This window comes from Microbacterium sp. A93 (assembly GCF_051842835.1).
This window is the reverse complement of record NZ_JBPXMT010000006.1, coordinates 306,104-332,672: the sequence shown is the minus strand read 5'-3', so window position 1 is coordinate 332,672 and position 26,569 is coordinate 306,104. Positions and strand designations below refer to the sequence as shown.

The 26,569-nt window shown below is 71.1% G+C and carries 21 protein-coding genes; 9 read left to right on the top strand and 12 right to left on the bottom strand.

The window, feature by feature from the left end; translation table 11 throughout:
* Positions 1-33 precede the first annotated feature (33 nt).
* The 6 genes from hemL to ACSU1G_RS17155 all read right to left on the bottom strand — a co-directional run bounded on the left by hemL (position 34) and on the right by ACSU1G_RS17155 (position 7,947).
* Positions 34-1,398: a glutamate-1-semialdehyde 2,1-aminomutase gene (hemL, locus tag ACSU1G_RS17180; RefSeq protein ID WP_439281183.1), complete on the bottom strand. Its 1,365-nt coding sequence runs from the start codon at positions 1,396-1,398 to the stop codon at positions 34-36.
* A complete protein-coding gene (gene hemB / locus ACSU1G_RS17175) occupies positions 1,398-2,393 on the bottom strand; it encodes a porphobilinogen synthase (protein WP_439281182.1) in 996 nt (331 codons plus the stop codon). Before hemB ends, hemL begins: the two co-directional genes overlap by 1 nt.
* Before the next feature lie 102 nt (positions 2,394-2,495).
* Positions 2,496-3,293 carry an ABC transporter permease gene (locus ACSU1G_RS17170; RefSeq protein WP_439281181.1) on the bottom strand — a complete coding sequence of 266 codons (798 nt, stop codon included), beginning with the start codon at positions 3,291-3,293 and terminating at the stop codon, positions 2,496-2,498.
* 10 nt (positions 3,294-3,303) lie between these two features.
* The gene (locus tag ACSU1G_RS17165; RefSeq protein WP_439281180.1) at positions 3,304-4,323 is read right to left on the bottom strand and encodes an ABC transporter ATP-binding protein; all 1,020 of its coding nucleotides are present in this window, start codon (positions 4,321-4,323) and stop codon (positions 3,304-3,306) included.
* A complete protein-coding gene (locus ACSU1G_RS17160; RefSeq protein ID WP_439281179.1) occupies positions 4,320-5,459 on the bottom strand; it encodes a LolA family protein in 1,140 nt (379 codons plus the stop codon). Before ACSU1G_RS17160 ends, ACSU1G_RS17165 begins: the two co-directional genes overlap by 4 nt.
* A 100-nt stretch (positions 5,460-5,559) precedes the next feature.
* The gene (locus tag ACSU1G_RS17155; RefSeq protein WP_439281178.1) at positions 5,560-7,947 is read right to left on the bottom strand and encodes a DUF1989 domain-containing protein; all 2,388 of its coding nucleotides are present in this window, start codon (positions 7,945-7,947) and stop codon (positions 5,560-5,562) included.
* A gap of 176 nt (positions 7,948-8,123) precedes the next feature.
* Here ACSU1G_RS17155 and ACSU1G_RS17150 point away from each other — a divergent pair, with 176 nt between their 5' ends.
* From ACSU1G_RS17150 to ACSU1G_RS17140, 3 genes are all read left to right on the top strand, one after another.
* Positions 8,124-9,044: an NYN domain-containing protein gene (locus tag ACSU1G_RS17150; RefSeq protein ID WP_439281177.1), complete on the top strand. Its 921-nt coding sequence runs from the start codon at positions 8,124-8,126 to the stop codon at positions 9,042-9,044.
* A 61-nt stretch (positions 9,045-9,105) separates the two neighbouring features.
* Positions 9,106-10,506, top strand: a complete 1,401-nt coding sequence (locus ACSU1G_RS17145; protein WP_439281176.1) for a M20/M25/M40 family metallo-hydrolase — start codon at positions 9,106-9,108, stop codon at positions 10,504-10,506.
* On the top strand, positions 10,503-12,068 hold the full coding sequence (locus ACSU1G_RS17140; RefSeq protein WP_439281175.1) for an MFS transporter: 1,566 nt from the start codon (positions 10,503-10,505) through the stop codon (positions 12,066-12,068). The genes ACSU1G_RS17145 and ACSU1G_RS17140 overlap by 4 nt, the downstream gene beginning before the upstream one ends.
* Before the next feature lie 28 nt (positions 12,069-12,096).
* Here the strand turns inward: ACSU1G_RS17140 and ACSU1G_RS17135 are convergent, their stop codons facing one another.
* The 6 genes from ACSU1G_RS17135 to hemE all read right to left on the bottom strand — a co-directional run bounded on the left by ACSU1G_RS17135 (position 12,097) and on the right by hemE (position 19,081).
* On the bottom strand, positions 12,097-13,041 hold the full coding sequence (locus ACSU1G_RS17135) for a uroporphyrinogen-III synthase (protein WP_439281174.1): 945 nt from the start codon (positions 13,039-13,041) through the stop codon (positions 12,097-12,099).
* Positions 13,042-13,157: 116 nt separating this feature from the next.
* Complete coding sequence (hemC, locus tag ACSU1G_RS17130; protein WP_439281173.1) at positions 13,158-14,207, bottom strand: hydroxymethylbilane synthase; 1,050 nt, start codon at positions 14,205-14,207, stop codon at positions 13,158-13,160.
* Positions 14,204-15,514 carry a ferrochelatase gene (locus ACSU1G_RS17125; protein ID WP_439281172.1) on the bottom strand — a complete coding sequence of 437 codons (1,311 nt, stop codon included), beginning with the start codon at positions 15,512-15,514 and terminating at the stop codon, positions 14,204-14,206. The genes hemC and ACSU1G_RS17125 overlap by 4 nt, the downstream gene beginning before the upstream one ends.
* On the bottom strand, positions 15,514-16,254 hold the full coding sequence (hemQ, locus tag ACSU1G_RS17120) for a hydrogen peroxide-dependent heme synthase (protein WP_439281171.1): 741 nt from the start codon (positions 16,252-16,254) through the stop codon (positions 15,514-15,516). Before hemQ ends, ACSU1G_RS17125 begins: the two co-directional genes overlap by 1 nt.
* 77 nt (positions 16,255-16,331) lie before the next feature.
* Positions 16,332-17,924 (bottom strand): protoporphyrinogen/coproporphyrinogen oxidase, encoded by a 1,593-nt coding sequence (locus ACSU1G_RS17115; RefSeq protein ID WP_439281170.1) that lies wholly within the window; start codon positions 17,922-17,924, stop codon positions 16,332-16,334.
* Positions 17,921-19,081 (bottom strand): uroporphyrinogen decarboxylase, encoded by a 1,161-nt coding sequence (hemE, locus tag ACSU1G_RS17110; protein ID WP_439281169.1) that lies wholly within the window; start codon positions 19,079-19,081, stop codon positions 17,921-17,923. The genes ACSU1G_RS17115 and hemE overlap by 4 nt, the downstream gene beginning before the upstream one ends.
* A 107-nt stretch (positions 19,082-19,188) precedes the next feature.
* Here hemE and ACSU1G_RS17105 point away from each other — a divergent pair, with 107 nt between their 5' ends.
* The 6 genes from ACSU1G_RS17105 to ACSU1G_RS17080 all read left to right on the top strand — a co-directional run bounded on the left by ACSU1G_RS17105 (position 19,189) and on the right by ACSU1G_RS17080 (position 26,445).
* On the top strand, positions 19,189-20,544 hold the full coding sequence (locus ACSU1G_RS17105; protein WP_439281168.1) for a glutamyl-tRNA reductase: 1,356 nt from the start codon (positions 19,189-19,191) through the stop codon (positions 20,542-20,544).
* 68 nt (positions 20,545-20,612) lie between these two features.
* Positions 20,613-21,233 (top strand): TetR/AcrR family transcriptional regulator, encoded by a 621-nt coding sequence (locus ACSU1G_RS17100; protein ID WP_439281167.1) that lies wholly within the window; start codon positions 20,613-20,615, stop codon positions 21,231-21,233.
* Positions 21,234-21,424: 191 nt separating this feature from the next.
* Complete coding sequence (locus ACSU1G_RS17095) at positions 21,425-21,658, top strand: DUF3107 domain-containing protein (RefSeq protein ID WP_439281166.1); 234 nt, start codon at positions 21,425-21,427, stop codon at positions 21,656-21,658.
* Positions 21,659-21,843: 185 nt separating this feature from the next.
* The gene (locus ACSU1G_RS17090; RefSeq protein WP_439281165.1) at positions 21,844-23,490 is read left to right on the top strand and encodes an RNB domain-containing ribonuclease; all 1,647 of its coding nucleotides are present in this window, start codon (positions 21,844-21,846) and stop codon (positions 23,488-23,490) included.
* Between the two features lie 283 nt (positions 23,491-23,773).
* Positions 23,774-25,606: a DEAD/DEAH box helicase gene (locus tag ACSU1G_RS17085; protein ID WP_439281164.1), complete on the top strand. Its 1,833-nt coding sequence runs from the start codon at positions 23,774-23,776 to the stop codon at positions 25,604-25,606.
* Complete coding sequence (locus tag ACSU1G_RS17080) at positions 25,603-26,445, top strand: DNA-methyltransferase (protein ID WP_439281163.1); 843 nt, start codon at positions 25,603-25,605, stop codon at positions 26,443-26,445. The genes ACSU1G_RS17085 and ACSU1G_RS17080 overlap by 4 nt, the downstream gene beginning before the upstream one ends.
* The last annotated feature ends 124 nt before the right edge of the window (positions 26,446-26,569 follow it).

Below are 26,569 nucleotides of genomic sequence, written 5' to 3'. Positions count from 1 at the left end.
GCCCCTGCACCAGCTGCACCGGCGGCGCGTCCCTCAGGCCGTGGCTGCTGCAGCCGCCCGGGCGGCGTGGGGCAGGGCGGCGGCGATCCGGTCCATGGCGGCATCGTCATGCGCCGAGGACACGAACCAGGCCTCGAAGACGCTCGGGGGCAGGTACACCCCATGCTCCAGCATGGCGTGGAAGAACGGCGCGTAGCGGAAGGTCTCCTGCCCCTGGGCGTCGGCGTAGTTCCGGACGCCGCCAGCCGAGGTGCCGAACGCCACCGAGAACAGGGTGCCGGCCCGCTGGATGGAGTGGTCCACCCCGGCCTCGGTCAGGGAGCCCCCCAGCAGGTCCTCGAGCTGCTGCGAGCGCCGGGAGATGGTGGCGTAGACCTCCTCCGTGGCGTTCTGCAGGGTAGCCAGCCCCGCAGCCATGGCCACCGGGTTCCCGGAGAGGGTCCCTGCCTGGTAGACGGGGCCCAGGGGTGCCAGCAGGTCCATGACCTCGGCCCGGCCGGCCACGGCGGCGGTCGGCATGCCCCCGCCGATGACCTTGCCGAAGGTCCACAGGTCCGGTGTCCAGCCCTCGGCCCGTCCGGACAGTCCCCAGTAGCCGGTGTCTGAGGCACGGAAGCCGGTGAGGACCTCGTCCCAGATCAGCAGGGCACCGTGGCGCTGGGTGATCTCGCGGAGGAAGGCGTTGAAGCCCTCCCCCGGGGTGACCACGCCCATGTTGCAGGGGGCCGCCTCGGTGATGACCGCGGCGATCTCGGACCCGCGGGCCGCGAAGGTCTCCTCCAGTGCCGCGCGGTCGTTGTAGTCCACCACGAGGGTCTCGGCGGCCTGCGCCTCGGTGACCCCGGCGGAGCCCGGCAGTGACTGGGTGGCCACCCCGGAGCCGGCGGCGGCCAGCAGGCCGTCCGAGTGGCCGTGGTAGCAGCCGGCGAACTTCACGATGAGGTTGCGCCCGGTGGCGCCGCGGGCCAACCGGATGGCGGTCATGGTGGCCTCGGTGCCGGTGGAGACCATGCGCACGCGCTCCACGGGGACCTTGCCGGCGATCAGCTCGGCCAGCCGGTACTCGTCCGGGGTGGAGGCGCCGAAGGACAGCCCGGCGTCCACGGCCCGGTGCACGGCGTCCACGACGGCGGGGTGGTTGTGTCCCAGCAGCATGGGCCCCCAGGAGCAGACCAGGTCCACATACTCGCGGCCCTCGACGTCCGTCAGGTAGGGTCCGGCCGCCTTGACCATGGAGACGGGGTTCCCGCCGACGGACCCGAAGGCCCGGACCGGAGAGTTCACCCCGCCCGGGATGACCGCGCGGGCGGCCTCGTACAGGGCCGCATTCGTGGTGGGGGCAGTGGTGGGGGCAGTAGTGGCCGTGTGTGCGGCCTGTGGGGCGGATTCAGTGGTCATCAGAGCCGTCCTTCCTTGATCCAGCGGGCCAGCTCGGTGGCCCAGTACGTCAGCACGGTGTCAGCCCCGGCCCGGCGGATGGACAGCACGGACTCCATCACGGCCGCGTCCCGGTCGATCCAGCCGCTGGCGGCGGCGGCCTCGATCATCGCGTACTCCCCGGAGATCTGGTATGCGGAGACGGGCACGCCCCGGTCGACGGCGACCTCGGCCACATCCCGCAGGATGTCCAGGTAGCTCATGGCGGGCTTGACCATCACCAGGTCCGCACCCTCGTCCAGGTCCAGGGACACCTCGAGCAGGGCCTCGCGGCGGTTGGCCGGATCCATCTGGTAGGTCTTGCGGTCACCGGTGAGCTGGGAGTCCACCGCCTCGCGGAAGGGACCGTAGAACGCCGAGGAGTATTTGGCCGCATAGGCGAGGATCGCGGTGTCCTGCCGGCCGGCGTCGTCCAAGGCCTGCCGGATGACGGCCACCTGGCCGTCCATCATGCCGGAAGGCCCCACCATGTCCGCTCCGGCCTCAGCCTGGGCCACGCCCATCTGCCCGTAGATCTCCAGGGTGGCGTCATTGTCCACCACGCCGTCCGCGGTCAACACCCCGCAGTGGCCGTGGTCGGTGAACTCGTCCAGGCAGAGGTCGGACATGACCACGAGGGCGTCCCCCACCTCGTCCTTGACGGCGCGGAGGCCGTCATTGAGCACGCCACCCGGATCCAGGGACGCGGATCCCCTGGCATCCCGGGTCTCGGGGATGCCGAAGAGCATGATGCCGCCCACGCCCAGTTCCACCGCCTCGGCGGCCGCACGCCGCAGGGTCTCTCGGGTGTGCTGCACGACGCCCGGCATGGAGGTGATCGGCACCGGCTCGGTGATGCCCTCCCGCACGAAGACGGGCAGGATCAGGTCGGCCGGATGGACCCTGGTCTCGGCCACCAGCCGGCGCAGGGCGGCGGACTGGCGTAGGCGGCGCGGACGGTGGGTGGGGAAGGCCATGGATTCCTCTGTACTCGGGGACTTCGGATGCCCTTCCAGTCTAACGAGCCGTGACGGCCCCACCCGCATGATGCGGCACCGGCCGGCCTTCAGCCCGGCCCCTCAGCTCAGCACGTCCTTCGAGGCGAAACGCCCGTAGGCCAGGGTCCCGAAGACGGCCACGTAGCCGGCTTGCACCAGGGCGTTCTCCTGGAACGACTCCCAGAGGATCGGCACCCGCAACAGGTCGGCGAAGTCCATCCAGTGACGGGTGAACAGCCAGGGGTGCAGCCACTCGAGCTGAGGCAGTGATCCGAGGATCTGGGCGACGATCGTGAGCACCACCGCGGCGGCCATCGCCCCGACGGGCACATCCGTCAGCGTCGAGACGAACAGGCCGATCGCGGCGAGTCCGGTCAGCGACAGGGCCGCGTAGAGGGTGGTCAACCCGATCCGGCCCAGCGTCTCAGCCGTCGTGATGGTGGTCCCTGATGGCAGCACGAGCGGGCCGGTGCCGAACAGGATGAGGCCGGTGAGCACGCCGACGCCGGCCACCACGAGGGCCGCGACCAGGCAGAAGACGACGGCGGCCGCGAACTTCACGGCCAGCAGCCCCGCCCGCCGGACGGGTGCGGTCAGCAAGTAGCGCAAGGTGCCGTGCGCGGCCTCCCCCGCGATGGAGTCGCCGGCCACCACGGACACGGTCAACGGCAGGAAGAACGGCGTGCACACGAAGACCGCCGCGACGGCCAGGAACAGCCCGTTGCCCGCCACCTGGTCCAGGAACGCCGGGCCCGCACCGCTCGGAGGCCCGGAGGTCACTGCGACGGCCACGCCCATCAGTACGGGTACTGCGGCCAGGGCGGCCAGCAGGGCCCAGGTGCGGCGCCGCCGGAACAGCAGGCCCAGCTCGGAGGACAACAGCGAGAACCTACCGTTCAACGTCGAACCCCTCCCCCGTCAGCTGCACGAACCGGTCCTCGAGGCTGGCCTGTTCCACCTCGAAGCCGCGCACCCCGACGCCGGCCTCGACCAGTTGCGCCACGATCCGCTCGGGGGACGGTGCCGACGGCCCGATCTCGGCACGCACGGTGGCGACCCGGCCTTCTTCGGTTGCCGGCCGTCCGTCGGCGCCCACCAGCGGTTCCATCCCCAACCGTCGGAGGACCTCGCCGGCGCGGGCCGCATCACGGGTGCGGAGTACGAGGCGCAACGCCCCGTCGTCGGACAGCGAGGCGAGGGTGCCCTGGGCCAGCAGGTGGCCGTTGCCCATGATGGCCGCGTGCGTGCAGACCTGCTCGATCTCGCTGAGCAGGTGGCTGGAGACGAACACGGTGGCGCCGGCCTCGGCCAGCGAGCCGATCAGGTGGCGGACCTCGCGGGTGCCCTGCGGGTCCAGGCCGTTGGTGGGCTCATCCAGGATCAGCAGCTCACGATCGGAGGTCAGAGCGTGGGCCAAGCCGAGGCGCTGCTTCATCCCGAGCGAGTACGCGTGGACGGCCAGCTTCGCGGCCTGGCCCAGGCCCACCCGGTCCAAGGCGCGGTCGATGCGGTACTTCCGGGTCGCGGGATCGGTGGCCCGGGCTGAGGCATCGAGACGCAGCAGGTTCGCCCGGCCGGACAGGTAGGGGTAGAAGGCCGGGCCCTCGACGAGGGCCCCCACCCGTGGCAGCACGTCGAATGCGGCGGACGGCATGGGCCGGCCGAGCACACTCATCTGACCGCCGGTGGGCGCGGCCAATCCCAGGAGCATGCGGATGGTGGTGGTCTTTCCCGAACCGTTGGGGCCCAGGAATCCGAACACGGAACCGCGGGGCACGGCCAGGTCCAGGTCGTTGACGGCGTCCCGGGAGCCGAAGCGCTTGCTCAGGCCGCGGGTGTGGATGGCCAGCTCTGCCTCGGCATCCCGGCCGACGACCTGGTCGGCCCGGCCGGCGGAGGGGGCGCTCACTCGGCTCCGGCCACGTCCAGCAGCCGCTCGAGCGGCACCGGTCCGGCGAGTACCCGGCCGTCGTCGGTGAGCAGGATGGTGGCCAGGGGCGTGCTGAGCACCCGCCCGGCCTCGGTCGCGGTGGCGTACTGCTCGAGCAACGGCGAGGTGGCGAACCCCTCCGGCACCTCGTCGGCGGGGATGGCGACGACGGCATCCCAACCGGAACCGTGTTCAGTCCCGAGGCCGGGCTCGGGGTCGTCATGCCCGGCCACGCCATCGTGCGGTGCCGTGACGTCCCGGACGTCCAGCTCCTGGACCTCGGCCCCCTCGGGTGGGGTGAACTCGAAGAGGGACGCGTCCGGGGTCTCCGGTGAGAAGGTGGTGAAGCCGACGCTGATGGCGGGGTCATCCTGGCCGACGGCGTTGACCTGGACGCGGAGGGCGGCCCCGGTGGCGGCGTCGACGGCGACGGTGACGTCCTTGACCAAGGTGTCCCCGGTGCGCGGGTCAAGGCGCAGCAGGTAGGCATCACGGCCGGCGACCCGGGTGTCCTGTTCGACCGTGACCTGTGTCGACGGGCCCAGCTTCGCCAGGACCTGCTCGGCCAGCTGTTCGGGCGTCGGCACCTGCCCGTGGGACGCGCCGTCACCGCCGGCCGTGGCATGGTTCCGCTGCACGTCCTCGGGGATAACGGCGCGGGTTGCCGTGTTCTCGGCGGAGTCGTAGGTCCAGACCTCCTCGCCGTTGCGGACGACGTTGCGCTCCTCGGTTCCGTCGAACACCTGCACGCGGGTGCGGTCCGGGCCATCCGCGAAGACGCGCGCCTCATGGGTTCCGGAGAGCAGCGCGAAGGCCTCCGCGAGCTGGGAGGGGACCGCGCCGCCGTCGGGCCCTGCACCGCTGTCCTGAGCTGTGCTGCCGTGCTGACCCCGGTTTTCGGGCAGCTGCGGCAGGCCGAGGGCGAAGCTGGCTTCGAACTGGCCGGAGAAGGAGGCGTCGTCCTGGGCGGCGACCATCTCCAGGACCTCCTCGGCGGTCTGGTCCGGCAGGTCCGTGTCCGCGTTCGCGGCGATCCCGCCGCCGAGCGCCGCCACTGCCACTACCGTCGACACGGCAAGGGCCGGCACCCACATCCTGCGCTGTTCGGATTTCACGGCCCTTACACCTCTTCGCTCGGCGTCGCCTCCAACGGTACGCCGGTGTTCTCCGTCTGGCGACCGGCTGCAGGCCTCCGTGCACCCCGGCCCCGCAACCTCAGGAGCGTGGCTTCAGCTTCTCCGGATCGTAGAACGACGTCTTCACCACGGTGGCCGGGATCCGTTTCTGCTGGCCGTCCAGCTTGCCGACCTGGACCTCGGCCCCGAGCTCGGCGTGCTCGACCATCATCCGGCACAGGGCGATGTTCCTGCGCAGGATCGGTGACCGGGTGGCGCTCGTGACCACGCCGACCTTGAACCGTCCCACGTGCACCGGGTCTCCGTGTTCAGCCTGTTCGTTGCCCTGCAACTCCAGGCCGACCATCTTGCGCTGCGGGTTCTCCTTCCGCTTGAGCAGTGCCTCACGGCCGGAGAAGTCGTCTTCCTTGGTCTTGAGCGGGACCGTGAAGCCGATGCCGGCCTCGTAAGGGTCGATCTGGTCGTCGAAGTCGTAGCCGGCGAAGACCAGTCCCGATTCAATCCGGAGCATATCCAGGGCGTCCAGGCCCAGCGGTGCCAGCCCGTGCGGTGTGCCGGCCTCCCAGACCGCGTCCCAGACGGCGGTGGCGTCCGTGGGATGGCAGAACAGTTCGTAGCCCAGTTCCCCGGAATAGCCGGTCCGGGAGAGGATGACCGGGATCCCCTGATGGTCACCGATGCGGCCGACCACGAACCGGAACCAGGTCACGGAGTCGAAATCGGCCTGATGCGGCGGAGTCCAGATCAGGTCCTTCAGGATGTCCCGGCTGGCCGGCCCCTGCACGGCGATGTTGTGCAGCTGGTCCGTGGAATCCTTGATCCACACCCGGTCCAGCCCCTGTTCGGTGGCCATCTGCCGCATCCACTGACCCGTGTAGTCGTCCCCGGGGATGACACGGAAGTTGGTGTCGGACAGGCGGAAGACGGTGGCGTCGTCGATCATGCCGCCCGTGTCGTTGCAGATCGCCGTGTAGACCACCTGGCCCTCGGAGAGCTTCCGGATGTTGCGGGTCATGCAGTACTGCAACAGGGCCTCCGCGTCCGGCCCCAGCACCTCGAACTTGCGCAGGGGGGACAGGTCCATCACCGCGGCCTTCTCGCGGCAGGCCCAGTACTCGGCCTTCGGGCCGTAGCCGTCATAGTGCGTGGGCAGCCAGAAGTTGCGGTACTCGGTGAACTGCTTGGTCAGGGCGCTGGTGCGCTCATGGAAACCGGTCTCGCGGGTGAGCTTCGGCTCGGCGTCCGGGGTGGTGCGGTGGGAGATGGCCATCGAGAATTTCCGCTCCGAGGAGTAGACGCGCAGGTGGATGTCGGTGGGGACCCAGCCGTTGGAGGGGTCGATGTCGTCCGGGCAGGCCGATGACGCGCAGACCAGGTCCTGCTGGGCCTGCATCATCACGTAGTCCCCCGGCCGGGACCACGGCTCGTCGAACACCAGCATGTTGTGTTCGTCGAACATGGTGTTGTAGAAGAGGTTCAGCGCCGGCCAGGACCGCCGGGAGGCCACCCTGTAGGAGTCCAGCTTCATGTTGAAGTTGTCCGTGCAGTTCACGTGTCCCGGATAGCCGAAGTCCTCGTAGTACTTGGCGTTGCAGGCCGGGGTGAAGGTGTCGTGGCGGCCCACGGTGTCCCGGACGACCTGCACCAGGGGATCCATGTCCTGGTTGTAGAACTTCCCGTACAGCCCGGGCTGGGAGAAGGCCTGTCCCACGATGTGGCGGGTGGTGCTGGCATCCAGGCCCAGCTCGCGGCCCTCCTGCAGGGCGCGGGCGTCGAAGGCCAGGAAGTCGGAGCACTGCCGGCCCTCGACGTCCAGGATCTGGATGTAGTCACCCTTCTTCACCTCGTAGGCGATGGCGGTGCTGTTGGTGATGCGGACGTCCAGGATCGGGTCCGCCAGGGGCGGGGGCAGCTCGATCTCGCGCGGGGCGTGCGGGTTCGCGCGCTGCACCTCGATCATCAGTTCGGAGGGCGGGTTCAGCTCCTCGAAGGTCATCTGCCAGGTCGGATTCCCGACGACGGCCGTCACCGGCCGCTGGGCCGTGAACGTCTCGCGGGACCCGGCGGGCGACCACCCGCCGAACAGCCGGACGGCGTGGGCGGCATCAGGCCGCAGCCCCCGCAACGCCAGCGCGGTGACGACCTTGGCCACCTGCTGGTTGTCGAAGGAGGAGCCCTCAGTCAGGGCGCCGAGCACGGTGGCCGGGGCATCCGCCCGTAGCCCCACGGCCGCGAAGTCCTCACCGCCGTTGCCCAGCACGGTGAACTCGGCGGCCTGGGCTCCGAAACGGTCGATGATCGTGATCTCATCACCGGCCCCGAGTTCCAGGGCCGTCACCCCGCCGGGGCGGACCCAGTACCGTTCGTGGCCGGGCACCACGGGCAGTAAGCCCGGTTGTACCAGCCTCGGCCTGGCCAGATCGAGTGGGAGAGAGGAAACGTCAGAGAGGTCGAGCGGTGCAGTCACCGGTATCCCTCCTCAGGGATGGGAGTCATGCGATCAGGGCCGTCCGGTTCCGGCGTTCCCCGTAACGTAGCCCACATTTCCCGCCCATGTAAGGGCCCTTTCGGGCCGGTTCTCCGGCGGGTCAGGCTGGCCCTGTCCAGCGGGCCGACACCGCCGGATCCCGGTACGGTGATCCCATGACCGAAATCTCCAGCGCCACCACCCGGATCGCCGTACTGATCGACTGTGACAATGTCTCCCCCACCCATGCCGGCGCGGTGTTGGAGGAGCTCGCCACCTACGGCACGCCGACCATCAAACGCGCCTACGGGGACTGGACCACCAACCAGCTCAGCGGCTGGAAGAACGATCTGAACCGGCTGGCCATCCAGCCCACCCAGCAGTTCTCCTACACGGTGGGGAAGAACTCCACGGACTCGGCCCTGATCATCGACGCCATGGACCTGCTGTGGATGGGCAATGTGGAGGCCTTCGCGATCGTCTCCTCGGACTCGGACTTCACCCGGCTCGCCACCCGCCTGCGTGAGTCGGGCAAGCGGGTCATCGGCCTCGGCGAGCGCAAGACCCCGGAGTCCCTGCGCAACGCCGTGGACCAGTTCATCTACCTCGAGCTGCTCGGCGGCGCCCCGGAGGAGAACCCCGCCCCCTCCCGGCGGGCCAGCCGCCGGAGCCGCCGGGGCGGTGCCGCGAACGACAACGACACTGATGACGCGACCGACGTGGCCGACGCACCTGACGCTTTCGATCCGGCGGACGCAGCGGACGCAGGGGACGGGCTGGATGCAGGGGACGGGCTGGACGAGGATACCGTGCGGATCAACCTCGAGAGTGCCCTCGCCAAGGCCGTCAACGCCACCAGCGGGGATGACGGCTGGGCCTCCCTGAGCCGCGTCGGCCAGCATCTGAGCCGCGCCCACGTGGACTTCGATCCCCGCGACTTCGGCCACCAGAAACTGAGCACCCTGGTCTCCGAACAGCCCTATCTGGAACACCGCACGACCGATTCCCGCATGCAGGTGCGCCTCAAGCAGGGCGAGCGGCAGGGTTCCAAGCAGACCGTCGCCTCTCGAGGGACGAGCCGGCGCGCCACCGGCTGAAACGGGGACTGACAGGTTACTCCCCGGTACTTCCCCGTACCTTCCGGCTACCCTCGGGTGCATGCCTGTATCCCCCGTCACACCCCGCCCCGGCGCCGGCGCGCGCCTGGGCGAGCTGATCCGGCTCCGCACCGTCTCCGCCTGGCACTCAGCACCGGACCGGGCCGGTGTCGCCGAGGCCTTCGCGGCGTTCCCCGGGGTGCTGGAGCGGCTCTACCCGCTCCTCCACCGCCACCTGGAACGCGAGACGGTGAACGGCACCGGGCTGTTGTTCCGCTGGCGCGGCACCAGCCCGCTCGAGCCGCTGGTGTTGATGGCCCATGGGGACGTGGTCCCCGCACCCGAGTCTGAGGACGAATGGGTGGGTGCCGGCTGGGGCACCGACCCCTTCGCGGGCACCGAGGAGGACGTGGCCGGGGCTCCGGCCGTGCGCGGGCGCGGCGCCCTGGATGACAAGGGTGCGCTGGTCACCGTGCTGGAGGCGGTGGAGAACCTCCTGACCGGCGGCTTCACCCCGTCCCAGGACGTCTGGCTCGTCTTCGGTGGGGACGAGGAGGTGGGCGGCCGTGACGCCGCGGCCATCTCCGACCTGCTCCGAGAGCGCCTGCGGTCACTGGGCACCGAACCGTGGCTGGTGCTGGACGAGGGCGGCGCCGTGGTCCCCACCCCACTGTCCTTCGTGGATGCCACGTGCGCCATGATCGGCCTGGCCGAGAAGGGTCAGGCCCAGCTGCGACTCACGGCCTCCGGCGCGGGCGGACACGCGTCCTCTCCGCCGGCCGGATCCCCCATCCCGCGACTGGCGCGCGCCCTGCGCCGAGTGGAGCGGCGTCCCTTCCCGCCCCGGATGAACGGCACGACGGCGGCCATGCTCGCCGCCCTCGTCCCCCTCGCCTCGGGCGCCGCGGGACGTGCCCTGCCCTGGGTCACCCGCTCCGGGGCCGTGGCGGCCCGCGCGCTGGGGGCCCTGGGCGGTGAGGCCTCGGCCATGGTGCGCACCACCGTGGCCCAGACCCGGCTCAGGGCCGGCACCGCGGACAACGTACTGCCGTCCACGGCCAGCGCCGTCCTGGACTGCCGGATCACCCCCGGCCAGAGCGTTCAGGACGTCCTGTCGGAGATCACCCGACGCGTGGCGGACCCGCAGGTGAGCCTGGAACTGATCCACGGGCAGGACCCCTCCCCCGAGTCTCCCGCGGACGGGGAGCGTTTCGCGGCCCTCGGTGCCGCCGTCGGGACCTCTTGGCCGGGCGCCGTCCCGGTGCCGTACCTGCTGATGGCCGCCACGGACTCCCGGCACTTCCACAGCTGGTGCCGGCACGTCTACCGGTTCGCACCGCTGCGGATGGACCAGGCCCAGCGGGCCTCGATCCACGGGGAGAACGAGTGGGTCAGCCAAGACTCCCTGGCCCGCGGCGAGCACTTCCACCGCGCACTCATCACGAGCCGGAGCCGGGCATGACGACCACCTCCAACCGGCTCCGCAGACGCGGCGCGATGCTCTTCGGCGGCCTCGGCTCGGTCGTCGGCTTCCTCGCCTTCGTCGAGTTCACCTCCGGCGTGCTGCAGGGCTACTACACCCCGCTGCTGACGGACCTCGCCCGGCACCTCGGCGTGAACGACGCGGATGTGAACTGGCTGGAGGGCTCGCAGCTGATGCTCTCCGCCCTCGTGGTCCCCGCCCTGTCCAAACTCGGCGACCAGGTGGGCCACCGGATGGTGCTGATCTGGTCCACGGCGGTGACGCTGGCGGCCTCGATCGCGTTGGTGGTCGCCCCCGAGTTCTGGATCTCCCTGGTGGCCTGGGCCCTGCAGGGGTTCTACGTGGTGTGGCTGCCGCTGGAGATCGCGCTGATCTACGTCCGGGCCTCGGCCCGCGAGGAGCATCAGGAGAACCAAGAGCACCAAGAAAACCAAGAAGACCCGGCCCCTGACCGCGGGACACCGGGGCCGGCGGCCCTGACCCGGCGTGCGGCCGCGCTGCTGGTCGGCGCCCTAGAGGTCGGGGCCATCGCCGGCGCGCTGGCCGCCGGGGCCCTGGTGGACACCATGGACGTGCAGGCGGTCCTGGCCGTCCCGGCCATCGTGGTCGGACTGTGCCTGGTGGCCATCATCCTCGGCGTGGAGGAGACCCCCGGCGTCTCACCGGCGAACTTCCGGCTCCGGGACTTCGACCTGCCCGGACTGGCCTGGGTGACCCTGGCCCTGGTGCTCATCATGGGCGCACTCTTCGTGGTGCGCGGGACCGGGATGGCACCAGACCGGCCGGGGCTCTGGCTCGCGGTGCTGATGCTCGGGGCCGGGGCGGCGGCCCTACGGCGGTTCGTGGCGGTGGAGCGGGCCCATCCGGACCCATTGATCGATGTGCGCATGTTCACCGATCCCGCCCTGTGGCCGGTCTTCGCCACGGCGGGCCTGTTCGGGGTCTCCGTGCTCGGGGCGCAGGCGCCGCTGTCCACCTTCGCCCGGACCGATCCGGGGGTCTACGGCTACGGTCTGGGCACCACGGGTTTCCAGACCTCGCTGATCATCGGCATCTACCTGATCTCGATGGTCATCGGCGCCCTGCTGCTGCCCACGGTCTCCCGGTGGACGACGCCCCGGCTGGCCCTGCTGTTCGCCAGCCTCGCCGTGGCCGTCGGTTTCGCGTTGTTCCTGCCGTTCCACGAGACGATCGGGCAGGTCATCGCCAACATGGTGGTGGTCGGCCTCGGCTCCGGGGCTCTGGTGGCCTCGCTGCCCGCTGCCGCGGCGGCCGCCGCCCCACCGGAACAGACGGGGGTGGCCACCGGTCTGACGAACTCGGTCAAGACCGTGGGCGGCGCCGTGGCCTCCTGTGTCTTCGGCCTGGCCCTGGCCACCACGGCCTTCGCGGGTGCTCCCGACGCGGCGTCGGCCGGACTGGTCGAGGGCGGCACGGCGGGCTCGTTCTCCGGCTACGTCACGGTGTGGATCGTGTGCTCGCTGACCGCACTGGTCTCAGCCGTGCTGCTGCTGTTCGTCCCGAAGAGGGCGTTCGCCTAGACCGGCCGCACGGTGCGGCCGGCGCGGGTCACTCCTTGGTCAGATGGGCCAGATCAGCCAACACGGCCAGCAGACCCGCGGCGTCCGGACTGCCGGCGGTTCCGGCCAGGTCCAGGCCGACCCCGCGTGCCGCCGCCTGCGTAGGCCGGCCGATCGCGATGAACCGGGTGTCCGCCGGGACTCCGGTCCCCCGGCGGCGGACCAGTTCGAAGACCGCGCTGGGGCTGGTCAGCACGACGTCGGCCCCCACCAGGTCCTGCAGGGTCACCAGTGCGGGGGCCGGCTCCTGCACGCCAGCCGATGGACCCGGCGCGCCACCGCCGCCAGGGTGACCGGCATCGGCGAGCAGCCGACGGCCGGGTGCCGCCGGGTAGGGCACGGTCCGGTAGGCCTCCACGCGCTCGACGTCCCAGCCGCACCGGGTGATCCCGTCTGCCACCTCGGCGGTGGCCAGGGACGACTGTGGGAGTAGGACGCGGCGGCGGGCGGTCTCGGGGCCGGAATCCGGGGTCGGGACGTGGGCGGGGAACTGGGCCGCGATCCCCTCGGCCGAGGCATCGTCAGCGGGCATCCACGGGGTCTCGGAACATCCGGCCTCGGCCAGCACCCGGGCGGTCCCCGGTCCGGTCACCGCGATCCGGATCCCGGGCTCCACGCGGCCATCCCACCCGCTGAGGACGAGGGCACGCACCGTGTTGGGGCTGGTCAGCACCAGCCAGGCGATGCGGGGGTCCACCGGGGCACCGTCGGGGGTGCCGCCGTCGTGCGTGGGATGGGACGGGGGCTGGTGGGTGGGGCGCCCGGTCAGGCGCGCCACCGCCGTCCGCAGCGGACCGGGGTCCGCCGGCAGCTCGAAGTCCGTCAGGGGAAGGAACCCCACGCGGTAGCCGGCCGTGGCCAGGCCGGCCTCCACGGCGCCGGACTGCTCGGGCTGCCGGGTCATCACCACGGTGCGCGGTGCCACGGGGTTCATCACCGCTTCACCCCCCGCGTGCCAGCGCATCGAGGTCGCAGGAATCGGCCCCGTCCTGGGCAGGACGGGGCCATTTCCTGCGACTCAGTGGCCATGCTCACGTGTCAGGGACAGGCTCAGGCGGCGGGGAACAGGTCGGCACCGCCGGCCAGCAGGGCCTCTGCCACCCGAATCCCCAGCTGCCGGGCCAGGTTGAGGAACTCGGCATCTGCGGTCCCGTCCTCCAGCCGCACCCGCACGGCCGGCAGGTCCACGCCGGCATGCTCACGCAGCAGCCGGCTGCCGTCCAGGGCGGCCACCACAGCGTCCATCACCAGGCGGCTGCCGCCCGACTCAGGCTCCGCCCCGGACTGCCGCTCCACCCTCGCCAGCGCACCGATGGGGGCCGAGCACCCCGCCTCGAGCCGTTCGAGCAGGGCCCGCTCCGCCGTGATCTGCAGTCGGCTGACGGCATCGTCGTATCCGGCCAGGGCCTGCGCCAGGGCATCGCCGGCGGCGGCGGTCTCGGGGCGGCATTCCACCGCGAGCGCGCCCTGCCCCGGGGCGGGCATCATCACGGTGGGGGCGAGGCGTTCGGTGATGGCCCAGTCGTAACCGATGCGGTCCAGGCCGGCACACGCCAGGACCACGGCGTCCAGGTCACCGCGCGGGGAGCCGGCGGCGGCCGGGGCGTGGTCGTCGTGCTGTTCCAGCCCCGGGACGCGGGCCAGCCGGGTCTGCACATTGCCGCGGATGTCCACGATGTCCAGGTCCGGCCGGACGGCCTTGAGCTGGGCCACCCGGCGCGGTGAGCCGGTGCCGACCCGCGCTCCGGCGGGCAGCTCGGACAGGCGCAGCCCGTCGCGGGCGCACAGGGCGTCCCGCACGTCCACGCGCTTCGGCACGGCGGCGATCTCCAGGCCTGCGGGCTGCACCGAGGGCAGGTCCTTGAGCGAATGCACGGCCAGGTCCACCCGAGACTCCAACACGGCCGCGCGCAGGGCGGAGGCGAAGACGCCGGTGCCGCCGAGCGAGGCCAGCGACCCGGTGGTCACGTCCCCCTCGGTCTTGATGATCTCCAGGCGCGGCTGAAGGCCGGAGGCAGCGGCGAGGGTCTCGGCCGCGCCGGTGGTCTGGGTACGCGCCAGATGGGAGCCGCGGGTGCCCACGGTGAAGGTGGTCCTCATCGGCTCGGAGCACCCACCTCCGCGTCGAAGGCCGCCACCGTCGGGCGGACCGTGCCGTCCCGCATCACCTTGACGCAGCAGTTCGGGGCGCAGACGTCGTTCCAGGCGCCGAAGCAGCCCACCGCGGCCCGTCCCGGGCGGCGGCCCAGGCGCTCCTCGATGATGTCCACCAGTCCGGAGACGAAGGCCGGGTGGGTCCCCGGCGTCGGGGTGCGGCGGAAGGCCAGGCCCAGGTTCTCCGCCGTCTCCTTCGCCTCCGTGTCCAGGTCCCAGACCACCTCCATGTGGTCTGACACGAAGCCCAGGGGAACCACGATCACGCCGGCGAGCGGGCCGGCGCCGGATCCGGCAGAGTCGCCGACAGCAGAGTCTCCGACAGCAGAGCCCGGCGCGGCGGCGAGCTGCTCGATCGCGTCATTGATGTCCGGCTCCAGCCAAGGCACGTGCGGGGCACCGGAGCGGGACTGGTAGACCAGTGACCAGTCGATGCCGGCGGCCTCGGGGACGGCCTGCAGGATCTGCTCCGCCACATCGAGGTGCTGGGCGGAGTAGACGTCCGCCCCATTGCCCTCGCCGGGGGCCAGCCCGGTCTGTTCCTGTAGCCCGGCGGCCAGCGGCCGGGGTCCGGCCGCCTCGGCATCCGAGGTCGGGATGGAGTGCGTGGCGAAGAGGATGTGCAGCGCCCCCTCGGGGTGCCCGGCCCCGGCCAGCTCGGCACGGATCTCGTCCAGCCCGGTGCGCAGCCCCTCGGCGAACGGCTCCACGAAACCCGGGTGGTTGAAGTACTGCCGGATCTTGTCCGCCTCGAGACGGCCCTCCAGTCCCGTGGACCGCAGGGCCATGCCCAGGTCCTCCCGGTACTGGCGGCACGAGGAGTAGCAGGAGTAGGCCGAGGTCGCCACGGTCAGCAGCTTCCGGTGCCCGTCGGCATGGATCTGTTCCAGCGTCTCGGGGATGTAGGGCCCCCAGTTGCGGTTGCCCCAGTAGAGGGGGATCTCGATACCGCGGGCCGCCAACTCGGACTCCAGGGCCGCGAGGAGGTCGCGGTTCTGGGCGTTGATGGGACTGATGCCGCCGTTGGCGCGGTAGTGGGTGGCCACCTCCTCGAGACGCTCGTCCGGGATGCCGCGGCCCGCGGTGACGTTGCGCAGGAACGGGATCACGTCGTCCTGGCCCTCGGGTCCGCCGAAGGATGCGAGCAGGATGGCGTCATAGGCCTTCGGTGCCATGGTCCCGTCCTCGTCAACGCCGGCCAGCGGGTCGAAGGACGGTTCCGGGCTGGAGGCGGCCGGAGTGGGCTCGTTCATCAGGCCAGCACCTCGGCGATCTCTGCCGTGGTGATGAAACGGCCGGTGTAGAAGGGGACCTCTTCTCGCACGTAGTGGCGGGTCTCGTTGTTGCGCAGATGGCGCATCATGTCCACCAGGTTGTTCAGTTCCGGTGCCTCGAGTCCGAGCAGCCATTCCCAGTCGTTCAGTGCGAACGCGCTCGTGGTGTTGGCCCAGACCATGGGGAAATCGCGTCCGAGCACGCCGTGGTCCTTGAGCATGCGGCCGCGCTCGGCGGGCTCCAGCACGTACCAGTCGTAAGAGCGGACGAAGGGGTAGAAGCACAGCCACTTCAGCGGCTGGCGGCCCATGGCGAACGCGGGGACGTGGTCCTTGGCGAACTCGGCCATCCGGTCCGAGCCCATGGCGGAGAGGACGATCCTGGTGCCGGCCAGCAGCTCGGTGCGGCGCAGCCGGCGGATGGCTGCCTGCAGGTCCTCGGCCACGTGGCCGTACATCCACACCATGATGTCCGCGTCCGCGCGCATGCCAGAGACGTCATAGGTGCCACGGACCGTCACGCCCTGCTCGGCCAGCGACGCCACGAGGGCGTCGAACTGCTCCACCGCGCGGAGACGTTCGGTCTCCGTGTGCGCCCCGGCACCGTGTCCGCCGTTCCGCGCGAAGACGGTATAGGTGGTGAACCACTCGACGGCTCGGGTCTCCTCCGTGCTGTCGGGTCCGGTGGTGCCGGCGTCTGCGGCCTGGTTCTCGGTCATCGTCACAACTCCTGTGGTGTCACGTCTATCGGTGCCCACCGCCGGTTTCTACAAGCGGTAGAACGAGCGGTCTCAGCCTACCCCTCCTGCGCGTCCGGTGTCCCTTCCGAAGCTGCACCGATCCTGCGCCGGACATCGGCCACGATGGCGGCCAGCCCGGTCCCGGCCACCCAGGCCCCGACGGCGTCCAGACCGGGTTCGGTCTCCAACCAGGTCCGTGCCGCACCCACCCTGGCGCGGTGTTCCGGGGTGGCTGCGGGCAGGGCGGACCTCCAGCGGACCACGAGGGTCTCGATCACTCCCGCAGCCAGGTCCACGCCTGTCAGCGCGGTGGCGTCCGCCACGGCCAGGCGCTTCAGCCCGGCGTCCGGCGTCCGATAACCCGGCGCCGAGGAGTCCGGGGCATCACTCACCCGCCCGTAGGACAGCCGGATCGCGTGGCGATGCCCCTCTTGCCCGGACTGTCCCGCGTTGAGCGCGCGCCGCGCCCAGTCCCACTTGGCACTGATGTGTGTCATGGCCTTGGCCGAGACCACCTCCGCCGACACTGCCGGTGAGACCAGCAGTCCGGTGCCCCGCGGGTGTCCGTCCAGTCCCGAGGCCTCGGCCACGAGCGTCACGAGTGCGACGCCGGCCCCCTCCGGCGGGCGGTCCGCGGCCGCCAGTTCGCCTTCGGAGACCGGCGCCAGCAGGTCCCAGGCCCGCGGCCCGTCGGTCGCCACCACCACGCGGTCCGCTCTCACGGACTCGGCCCGGCCGGCCGGAGCACCGACGGCCGCGTCGGAGGGCTTCAGGGACACCGTCCAGCCGCGGCCCCCCGCCCCACGGACCAGTGCCACGGCCCGGGTGCCGGTCAGTACGCGCACACCCTGGCGGTCCAACTGCTCGGCCAGGGCGGCGGTCAGGGTGTTCATGCCGCCCCGCAGGGAGGCGACGACGGCCCCCGGCGGTGCGGCAGCCCGGCGGGCCGCGACGGCCCTGGAGAGGGATCCTGTCTCGACCACGGCCTCGAGCAGACCGGGGGCCACGGTACGCAGGTCGATGGTGTCCGGGTCGGCAGAGTGCACGCCCGCGACCACCGGAGCCACGAGACGCTGGAGTACGCCGTCTCCCATCCGGTCCCGCACGAGAGCACCCACGGTGACCGGGCCGCCGTCGCGCAGGATCTGCCGCCACCGCTCCACGGTGCGCGCCGGGTCCACGTCCTGCAGGGCCCGGGCCAGGGCCTCGGGGCCGAGCGCCTCGGCGACCTCGGGTGCCTGCAGGTCACCGGGGATCCCCACGATCCCCAGCCGGGGGGAGGGTACGGCGCGGTGCTGGCCTCCGGGTTCGACGGGCGGGAGGTACAGCCAGGATCCGGCGGGGTTCGGCTCCACGACGGCGCTCCCCAGCCCCAACTCCCCGACCAACTCGCGGACGGCCGGGGTGCGGACGGCAAAGGACTCGGCGCCAGCGTCCAGGGTGATGGACTCCCCCCGCCCCAGCTCCACGCGCCGTGATGACACGCAACCACCGAGGCCGTCGCCGGCCTCCACGAGGGTGGTGCGGTGACCGGCCCGGGCCAGTTCCCAGGCGGACAGCAGACCGGCGATCCCCCCGCCGATGACCACGGCGGAGGGACGGTCCGGGGTCTCAGCAGAGGCAGCCACCGGGGCCACAGCCGGGGTCACGGCCGGATGGAGTGGATCAGTTCGACCACGCGGGTGAGGACCTGGGGGTCGGTGCTCGGCGGGACGCCGTGGCCGAGGTTGACCACATGTCCCGGCGCCACGCGGCCGGCCTCGACCACTTCGCGGACATGGGCCTCGAGGACCTCCCACGGGGCGCTGAGGAGAGCCGGGTCGATGTTGCCCTGCAGCGGCACCGCACCGCGCCCATCGGGGCCGGGCGTCGCACCCAGCCGGCGGTGGGCCTCACCGAGCGGCAGGCGGTAGTCGACCCCCATGACCGAGGCGCCGGCGTCGCGCATCAGGGGCAGGATCTCCGAGGTGCCGGTGCCGAAGTGTACGAGGGGCACGGACTGCCCGTCCCGGCCCACGAGGTCGCTGACGTAGGACAGTGCCCGGGTGGAGTGCGGCTGGACGTACCGCTGGTAGTCCGACAGCGACAGCGAGCCCGCCCAGGAGTCGAAGAGCTGGCCGGCCGAGGCCCCGGCCTCCAGCTGGGCTCGCAGGAACTTTCCGGCGGCATCCGCGGCCCAGCGGGCCAGCGCGTCCCAGGTCTGCGGGTCGGCATGCATCATGGTGCGCGGGCCCAGGTGGTCCCGGGACGGCCCACCCTCCACCATGTAGGCGGCCACCGTGAAGGGTGCGCCGGCGAAGCCGACGAGCGGGGTGCTGCCCAGCTCGGCGACCGTCAGCCGCACGGCCTCACGGATCGGCTCGAGGGATTCCTCGGTCAGTTCGGGCAGGGCCGCCACATCGGCGGCCGTCCGCACGGCGGATCCCAGCACGGGGCCGGTGCCGGGCACGATGTCCACGTCCACGCCGGCCAGGCGCAACGGGACCACGATGTCCGAGAAGAAGATGGCCGCATCCACATCATGGCGGCGCACCGGCTGGAGCGTGATCTCCGAGGCCAGTTCCGGCTGCAGGCACGACTCCAGCATGCCGATGCCCTGCCGGAGCTCGCGGTACTCCGGGAGGGATCGGCCGGCCTGGCGCATGAACCACACGGGGGTGCGGGACGGGGTGCTGCCGCGGTAGGCCGTGATGAGGGGGGAGGCCGCAGTGGAGCGGTTCGGATCGGCGGTGGCCAGGGGGTGGTCGGCGGGCAGGGTGATGCCGGACTGAAGGCCGGTCTGGGCGCCGTTCTGAGATGTAGACATGAGGCCCATTCTTTCATTGACCGTCGGCCGTGGAGCCCGGTGAGTCTGATCACTCAGGGTCACCTTCTTAGACCGGGGCGCCCGCTGGGTCTAGAATCGGGCTCATTGTGGCTCTTTTTTCCCTGGTTGCCTCGCACACCGACCTTGACCTCGACACGGTGGCGCAGCTGAGCAACGGTACCGGTGAGGTCGCCTCCACCATCCCCGATTCGACGGTGGACGGTGCCGTGGTGCTGGCCACCTGCAATCGGGTGGAGATCTACGCGGAGGCCCCGGATGAGAGTTCGGTGGAGCAGGCCCGCGCCGAACTGCTGCAGGCCGTCTCCCGTGGTTCCGGCCTGACCGCATCCACCGTGGAGTCCTCCTTCCAGCTGCTCTCCGGTGACTCCACCGTCCGGCACCTCTTCGAGGTCGGCTCCGGCCTGAAGTCGGCCGTTGTCGGCGAACGGGAGATCGCCGGCCAGGTTCGCCGCGCCCTGGGCACCGCCCAGGAGACCGGCACCGCCACCGGCTCGCTCGTCAAACTCTTCGAATCAGCCACCCGCACCGCCAAGGACGTCGGGGCGCGCACGGCCCTCGGCGCGGCCGGCCGGTCCATCGTGTCCGTGGCCCTGGACCTGGCCACCGACCTGCACGCGGGGACCTCCCCCCAGGGATCCCGGCAGTTCTGGGCCCAGGCCAATGTGTTGATCATCGGTACCGGTTCCTATGCCGGCACCACCCTGGCCCAGCTCTCGGACCGCGGCGCCGCCCACGTCGGGGTGCATTCCGCCTCCGGCCGTGCCGAGGCGTTCGTGGCGGACCGTGGCGGCTGGGCCCTGGCCCTGGGCGGGGAGAAGATCCACGGCGCCATCGCGGAGGCCGACGTCCTCATCGGCTGCTCCGGTGGAGACCGTCGCCTGGAGGCGGAGACCCTGCGGCGGCTGCGTGAGGGCACGGCACGCCGGTTGACCGTGCTGGACCTTGCCCTCAGCCATGATTTCGATCCCGCGATCGCGGACCTGGACGGCGTGGACCTCATCACCTTGGAATCCGTCAAGTTGGCCGCCCCCGAGGGCCAGCAAGACGCCCTGGTGGAGGCCTCTCGCCTCGTGGACGGAGCCGTGACCGGCTACCTCACCGAGCGCAGGTCCCGGAGCGCCAACGAGGCCATCGTGGCCTTGCGCAAGCACACCCAGCAGGTCCTCGAATCCGAGATGGAACGGGTCCGGGGCAAGCACGGCTGCACGGCGGCCGCGGAGGAGGTGGAGTTCGCCCTGCGCCGCATGGTCCGCCAGATGCTGCATGAGCCCACCGTCCGGGCCAAGCAGATGGCCGCCCAGGGCCGGCTCGAGGACTACGAGGATGCCTTGAACGTCATCTTCGGGCTGGAGCTCTCCGCCCCCGCCCCGGTCGCCTCCGAAGAGGTCTGCCCGGCCGACGTGGAGACAGGCACCGCGGCCAGCACAGCGCGCATCGCCTGAACTACTACTGGTCGGTAGAGTGAGATGCACCGTCCGCACCTGACGGGACACTCGAGAAAGGCATCACCGTGAGCACCACCCCCGTGCGCCAATCCCGGCTGCCCCGTGACGAGCGCCGCAAGCAATTGCTGGATGCCGCCCGCCAGGTCTTCGTGGACCATGGGTTCCACGCCACCTCCATGGATGACATCGCGGTGGCCGCCGCCGTGTCCAAACCAGTGCTCTACCAGCACTTCCCGGGCAAGCACGAGCTCTTCCTGGACCTGATGGACACGCAGGTGGATCTGCTGGAGTCCGCCGTCAGCGGGGCCCTGGCCTCCACCACGGACAACAAGGAACGGGTCCTGGCCACCATCCACGCCTATTTCCAGTTCGTGGACAGCCCCGACCGCGCCTACCGTCTCCTCTTCGATTCGGGGTTGAACAACGACCCGGACGTCGCGGCACGGCTGGAAGGCCTGGACCACCGGTTCGCCACGGGCATCGCCGAGATCATCACCGCGGACACCACGCTCTCCCGCGAGGAGGCACTGCTGTTGGGCCACGGCCTGGCGGGGCTCATGAAGTCCTCCGCCCGGCATTGGGCGGAGCAGTCGGGCGAGCCCTCCCGCCCCGACCTGGCCACCGCTGCCGAGCTGACCTCCCGCCTGGCCTGGCGCGGTATCAGCCGCTTCCCGAAAGAACGCTGATCAACCCGACTCCGCACCTCGGCAGACCGCAGACTCCGGACCGTTACGCCCGTGGCCGAAGTGCCGGTGCGATTCCTCCTGCAGGCCCCGGGATCCAATAGTCTGCTGTGGGACGAAGATCCGGTTCCGGCGCCGGGAGCCACCCCGCGCCACCGGATCCCCGATCAGCCAGTGAACCTGAAGGAGTCAGCATGGAAATCCGCATTGGTGTGCAGAACGTAGCCCGTGAAGTCGTCATCGAATCGGATGCCAGCAACGAGGACGTGGCCCGCCTGGTCTCCGACGCCCTGGCTGACGGTGGCCTGCTGCGCCTGAAGGACACCAAGGGGCGTCTGGTCATGGTCCCCTCCGGCATCATCGGCTATGTGGAGATCGGCACCGAGACCCCGCGTCCGGTCGGTTTCGTCCCGACCCCGGGTTCCTGAACCCCGTCCTCCCCCACCCCCCTTGTTGCCCCGTCCGACCAGCGGACCGGGGACAGCCCACTACGGTGCGGGCAGAACGCCTCGGTGCGTTCTGCCCGCAGCATTGGTTAAGGCCGTTGGTTAAGGCCGTTGTTTAAGGCCCTTGGTTGATGTCGGTTGATCAGGTCGCCCGGTAGGGTGTGGCCGTGGCCCAACTGCACCTGGATCTTGCCCGCTCAGCCCACCAGACCGAACTGACCGGGCACCTGGCGGCCCTCCGCCGGGAACTGTCCCTGCCCGACGGTTTCCCACCTGAGGTGCTGGCGGATGCCGAACGGGCCGCTGCGGCCATGGCGGACCGCCTGCCACAGAACGACCGCACCAACCTGCCACTGCTCACCATCGACCCGCCGGGGTCCACCGACTTGGACCAGGCGGTCCACATCCGGCGTGGCACGGAGGTCACCGCGGACGCGAACGGCCGGGGCGGCGCGGCCGAGGGGTTCACCGTCCACTACGCCATCGCCGATGTCCCGGCGTTCATCACCCCCGGCGGCGCCCTCGATGCCGAGACCCTGCGCCGCGGACAGACCATCTACCTGCCGGACCGGCGGATCCCGCTGCACCCCGAGGTGATCAGCGAGGACACCGGGTCCCTGCTGCCCGGGGCGGACCGTGGCGCCTATCTGTGGACCTTCCACCTGGATGCGGGCGGGGCCGTGGTCTCCACCGGCCTGGAGCGGGCCCGGGTGCGTAGCCGCGAACAGCTCACCTATGACCAGGCGCAGCAACGGATCGACGGTGGCGGCCGCTCCCAGCACGGCGCCGAGGGGTCATCCACCCTGGCGCTGCTCCGGGAGGTGGGCCTCCTCCGGGCCGCCCAGGAGATCCGGCGCGGTGGTGCCAGCCTGCGACTGCCCGCCCAGGAGGTCACCGCCACGGACCACGGCTACGAGGTCCTCGCCACTCCCCCGCTGGACGTGGAGGACTGGAACGCCCAGATCTCGCTGATGACGGGGATCGCTGCCGCGGACATCATGCTCACGGGACAGATCGGGATCCTGCGCACCATGCCGCCGGCGGACGCGGATTCCGAGGCCATGTTCCGGGCACGCACTCGGGCCCTGGGTCACCCGTGGGCCCAGGACCAGCCCTACGGCGAGTACCTGCGGGGCTTGGACACCACCGACCCCCGGGAACTGGCCATCATGCACGCGGCCACGTCCCTGTTCCGCGGCGCGGGGTACACCGCCTTCGACGGCGACACGCCCGAGGTGACGGTCCAGGCCGCGATTGCCGCGCCCTATGCGCACACCACGGCGCCGCTGCGCCGCCTGGTGGACCGCTTCGTACTGGTGACGTGCCTGGCCCTGGCCCAGGGGCAGGAGGTCCCCCAACCCGTCCGCGACCTGCTGCCGGCCCTGCCCGCGGCCATGCAGGAGTCCGGCCGGCTGGCCTCCCAGGCTTCCAACGCCGCCCTGCAGCTGGTCGAGGCGGCATCCCTCTCCGGGCTGGAGGGCCGGGAGTTCTCGGCAGTGGTCATCTCCGCCCCCAGCCCAGCGCAGGCCGAGAAGGCACGGGCCGAGGGACGGCTGCCCTGGGGCGAGGTCCAGGTGGCACAGCCACCCGTGTTGGCCCGGTACGAGGGATTCGCCGAGGCCGGCAGCGAGGTCCGGGTGGAGCTCGTCACGGCGGACCTGTCCACCCGCACCGTACTGTTCCGGATCGCCGGGCAGGCACCCGAGACGCTGCAGGCACCGGAAGCGCTTCCCGCACCCGAGGCGCTGCCCGCCCCGGACCGCACTTCGCCCCCGGGCCGCGCACGGGATCGGGCGGCCGACCCGGTAGAGTAGTGGTATCAAGGATGACCGATCGCACTGTTCAACTGCGTTCACCCTCGTGATTTGACTCCCCGGATCCGGCACAGCCCCACGGGCCAGACCGAATCCACCGGCCCATCGCCTTCGCGATGACGGCCTTGCACCTCCCGCGATCGGCTCCACCATGGACGCATGGAGTCCGGCCGAACCGCGCCGCCGCTGCCGCTGGCACCGCCAGCGGGAGCGAGACGCGTCAGTGCACTGGAAACAGTGCCGTCGTGCTGGATCCCTGCCTGAATGACGGGACCGAAACCCCATGACCCCAGAACAGAAGATCGCCGCGGACCACGACGTCGACACCGAAGACCTGGCCACCTCCGCGATCGAGACCATCGATGTGGAGGCCTCCATTGACATCGCCGAGGCCAATGAGCCCGTGGCGGAGAAGACCTTTGCCGACTTCAAGGTCCGCGCGGACATGGTCGAGGCCCTGGCCGAGAAGGGCATCCTCCACCCCTTCCCCATCCAGGCCATGACCCTCCCGATCGCCCTGAGCGGCCACGACATCATCGGCCAGGCCAAGACCGGCACCGGCAAGACCCTGGGCTTCGGCCTGCCCGCGCTGCAGCGCGTCATCGGCCCCGGTGAGCCAGGCTTTGACCAGCTCGATTCCCCGGGCGCCCCCCAGGCCCTGATCGTGGCACCGACCCGCGAGCTGGCCAACCAGGTGGCGCAGGACATCACCATGGCGGCCTCCAAGCGTTCGGTGCGCGTCGCCACGATCTACGGCGGCCGTGCGTACGAGCCCCAGATCGAGGAGCTGCAGCGCGGCGTCGAGGTCGTGGTCGGCACACCCGGCCGCCTCATCGACCTGATGCGCCAGCGCCACCTCAACCTCACACTGGTGAAGATCGTGGTGCTGGACGAGGCGGACGAGATGCTGGACCTCGGCTTCTTGCCGGACGTCGAGACGCTGCTCTCCGCCGTGCCCGAGGTCCGCCAGACCATGCTCTTCTCGGCCACCATGCCCGGCCCCGTGGTCGCCATGGCCCGTCGCTACATGACCCAGCCCACCCACATCCGCGCCGCGGACCCGGAGGACGAGGGCATCACCAAGAAGGACATCCGCCAGCTCGTCTACCGCGCCCACCACATGGACAAGGACGAGCTCGTCGCCCGCATCCTGCGTGCCGAGGGCCGCGGCCGGTCCATCATCTTCACCCGCACCAAGCGCACCGCCGCGCGCGTCTCCGACGAGCTGATCAAGCGCGGTTTCGCCGCCGGCGCCATCCACGGTGATCTCGGCCAGGGCGCGCGCGAGCAGGCCCTGCGCGCGTTCCGCGGGGAGAAGATCGACGTGCTGGTCGCCACGGACGTGGCCGCCCGCGGTATCGACGTGGATGACGTGACCCACGTGATCAACTTCCAGTGCCCCGAGGACGAGAAGACCTACCTGCACCGCGTGGGCCGCACCGGCCGTGCCGGCAACAAGGGCACTGCCGTGACCTTGGTGGACTGGGAGGACATGCCGCGCTGGGGCCTCATCAACAAGGCCCTCGGCCTGGATGTCCCGGTGCCGCCGGAGACCTACTCCTCCTCGAAGCACTTCTTCGCGGACCTGAACATCCCGAAGGGCACCAAGGGCCGCCTGCCCCGTGACCAGCGGACCCGTGAGGGTCTGTCCGGTGAGACGCTCGAGGACCTCGGCGGCCCCGGCGCCAAGCCGGAGCGCAGCGGTTCCGGCGGACGCGGACGGGGGGACCGAGAGTCAGGGCGCGACGGCGGCCGGTCCGGTCGCGCAGGACGCGGCGGCCGCGAGGGTGGACGCAGTGAAGGTGGCCGCAGTGAGGGCCGCGAGGGTGGTCGCGGCCGTGGGCCCTCCGGCTCCCGCCGCGAGGGCGCGACCGGCGACCAGCAGCGCACCCCGGAGCACGCCGAGCACCGCGGTGGCGAGACCGGCACCGAGGGTGAGGGCCGTCGTCGTGGGTCCGCGTCCGCGCCGGCCGGCACCTCCGAGGACCGCGCGCCGCGCACCCGGTCCCGGAGCCGTTCCCGCACCCGCCGCCGCAACGGCGACGTGGTCCAGGGCGGCGAGGGCCAGGGTGGCCAGAGCCGGGGCGCCGGCGGTCAGGACTCCTCCGGAGAGTGACACCGTTCACCCCTGAGGGAGCCAATCTGGTGGTGGGGGCGGAGAACCTGGAGTTCCTGCCCTCACTGCCGGACGGGGCCTTCACCGTGGTCTACCTGGATCCGCCGTTCAACACCGGCCGCACCCAGCGCCGCCAGCAGCTGTCCATGGTGCGTGCCTCCGGGGATGAGGCGGACCGGGTGGGCTTCGGCGGGCAGAGCTACAAGACCATCAAGGGCGCCCTGTCCTCCTATGACGACGCCTTCGCCGACTACTGGGAGTTCCTCGAGCCGCGCCTGCGCGAGGCCTGGCGACTGCTGTCGGACGATGGCACGCTATACCTGCACCTGGACTACCGCGAGGTGCACTATGCCAAGGTCATGCTGGACGTGATCTTCGGCCGGGACTGCTTCCTCAACGAGATCATCTGGGCCTACGACTTCGGGGGACGCTCGAAGCGCCGCTGGCCGGCGAAGCACGACACGATCCTGGTGTACGTCAAGGACCCGGACGGCTACTGGTTCGATTCTGCCGAGGTCGACCGGGAACCCTATATGGCCCCCGGGCTCGTGACACCCGAGAAGGTCGCGCGCGGCAAGCTGCCCACGGATGTCTGGTGGCACACGATCGTCTCCCCCACCGGCAAGGAGAAGACCGGCTATCCCACCCAGAAGCCGCTGGGCCTGCTGCGGCGCATGGTGGCCGCCTCCTCCCGCCCCGGCGACTGGGTGCTCGACTTCTTCGCCGGTTCCGGGACCACCGGGGCCGCCGCGGCGGAGCTGGGCCGCCGATTCGTGCTGGTGGACCAGAACCCGGCCGCCCTCGAGGTCATGCGCGCCCGGTTGGCCGAACACCTCTGACCCCACTCCGACACCACTTCGCGCACGGGTCCCACCCTCGCAGCGGCAGGTCGATGGATGACCCGGTTCCGAGGATTCCCGGCATTTCGGGTCACCCTTCGACCCCCAGTTGCTGGGGATACGG

Excerpts from the sequence above, each read along its gene's own strand:
- hemL (WP_439281183.1), bottom strand. The coding sequence starts at position 1,398 with ATGACCACTGAATCCGCCCCACAGGCCGCACACACGGCCACTACTGCC.
- hemB (WP_439281182.1), bottom strand. The coding sequence starts at position 2,393 with ATGGCCTTCCCCACCCACCGTCCGCGCCGCCTACGCCAGTCCGCCGCC.
- ACSU1G_RS17150 (WP_439281177.1), top strand. The coding sequence starts at position 8,124 with ATGACCGAAATCTCCAGCGCCACCACCCGGATCGCCGTACTGATCGAC.
- ACSU1G_RS17145 (WP_439281176.1), top strand. The coding sequence starts at position 9,106 with ATGCCTGTATCCCCCGTCACACCCCGCCCCGGCGCCGGCGCGCGCCTG.
- ACSU1G_RS17140 (WP_439281175.1), top strand. The coding sequence starts at position 10,503 with ATGACGACCACCTCCAACCGGCTCCGCAGACGCGGCGCGATGCTCTTC.
- ACSU1G_RS17135 (WP_439281174.1), bottom strand. The coding sequence starts at position 13,041 with ATGAACCCCGTGGCACCGCGCACCGTGGTGATGACCCGGCAGCCCGAG.
- hemC (WP_439281173.1), bottom strand. The coding sequence starts at position 14,207 with ATGAGGACCACCTTCACCGTGGGCACCCGCGGCTCCCATCTGGCGCGT.
- ACSU1G_RS17125 (WP_439281172.1), bottom strand. The coding sequence starts at position 15,514 with ATGAACGAGCCCACTCCGGCCGCCTCCAGCCCGGAACCGTCCTTCGAC.
- hemQ (WP_439281171.1), bottom strand. The coding sequence starts at position 16,254 with ATGACCGAGAACCAGGCCGCAGACGCCGGCACCACCGGACCCGACAGC.
- hemE (WP_439281169.1), bottom strand. The coding sequence starts at position 19,081 with ATGTCTACATCTCAGAACGGCGCCCAGACCGGCCTTCAGTCCGGCATC.
- ACSU1G_RS17095 (WP_439281166.1), top strand. The coding sequence starts at position 21,425 with ATGGAAATCCGCATTGGTGTGCAGAACGTAGCCCGTGAAGTCGTCATC.
- ACSU1G_RS17085 (WP_439281164.1), top strand. The coding sequence starts at position 23,774 with ATGACCCCAGAACAGAAGATCGCCGCGGACCACGACGTCGACACCGAA.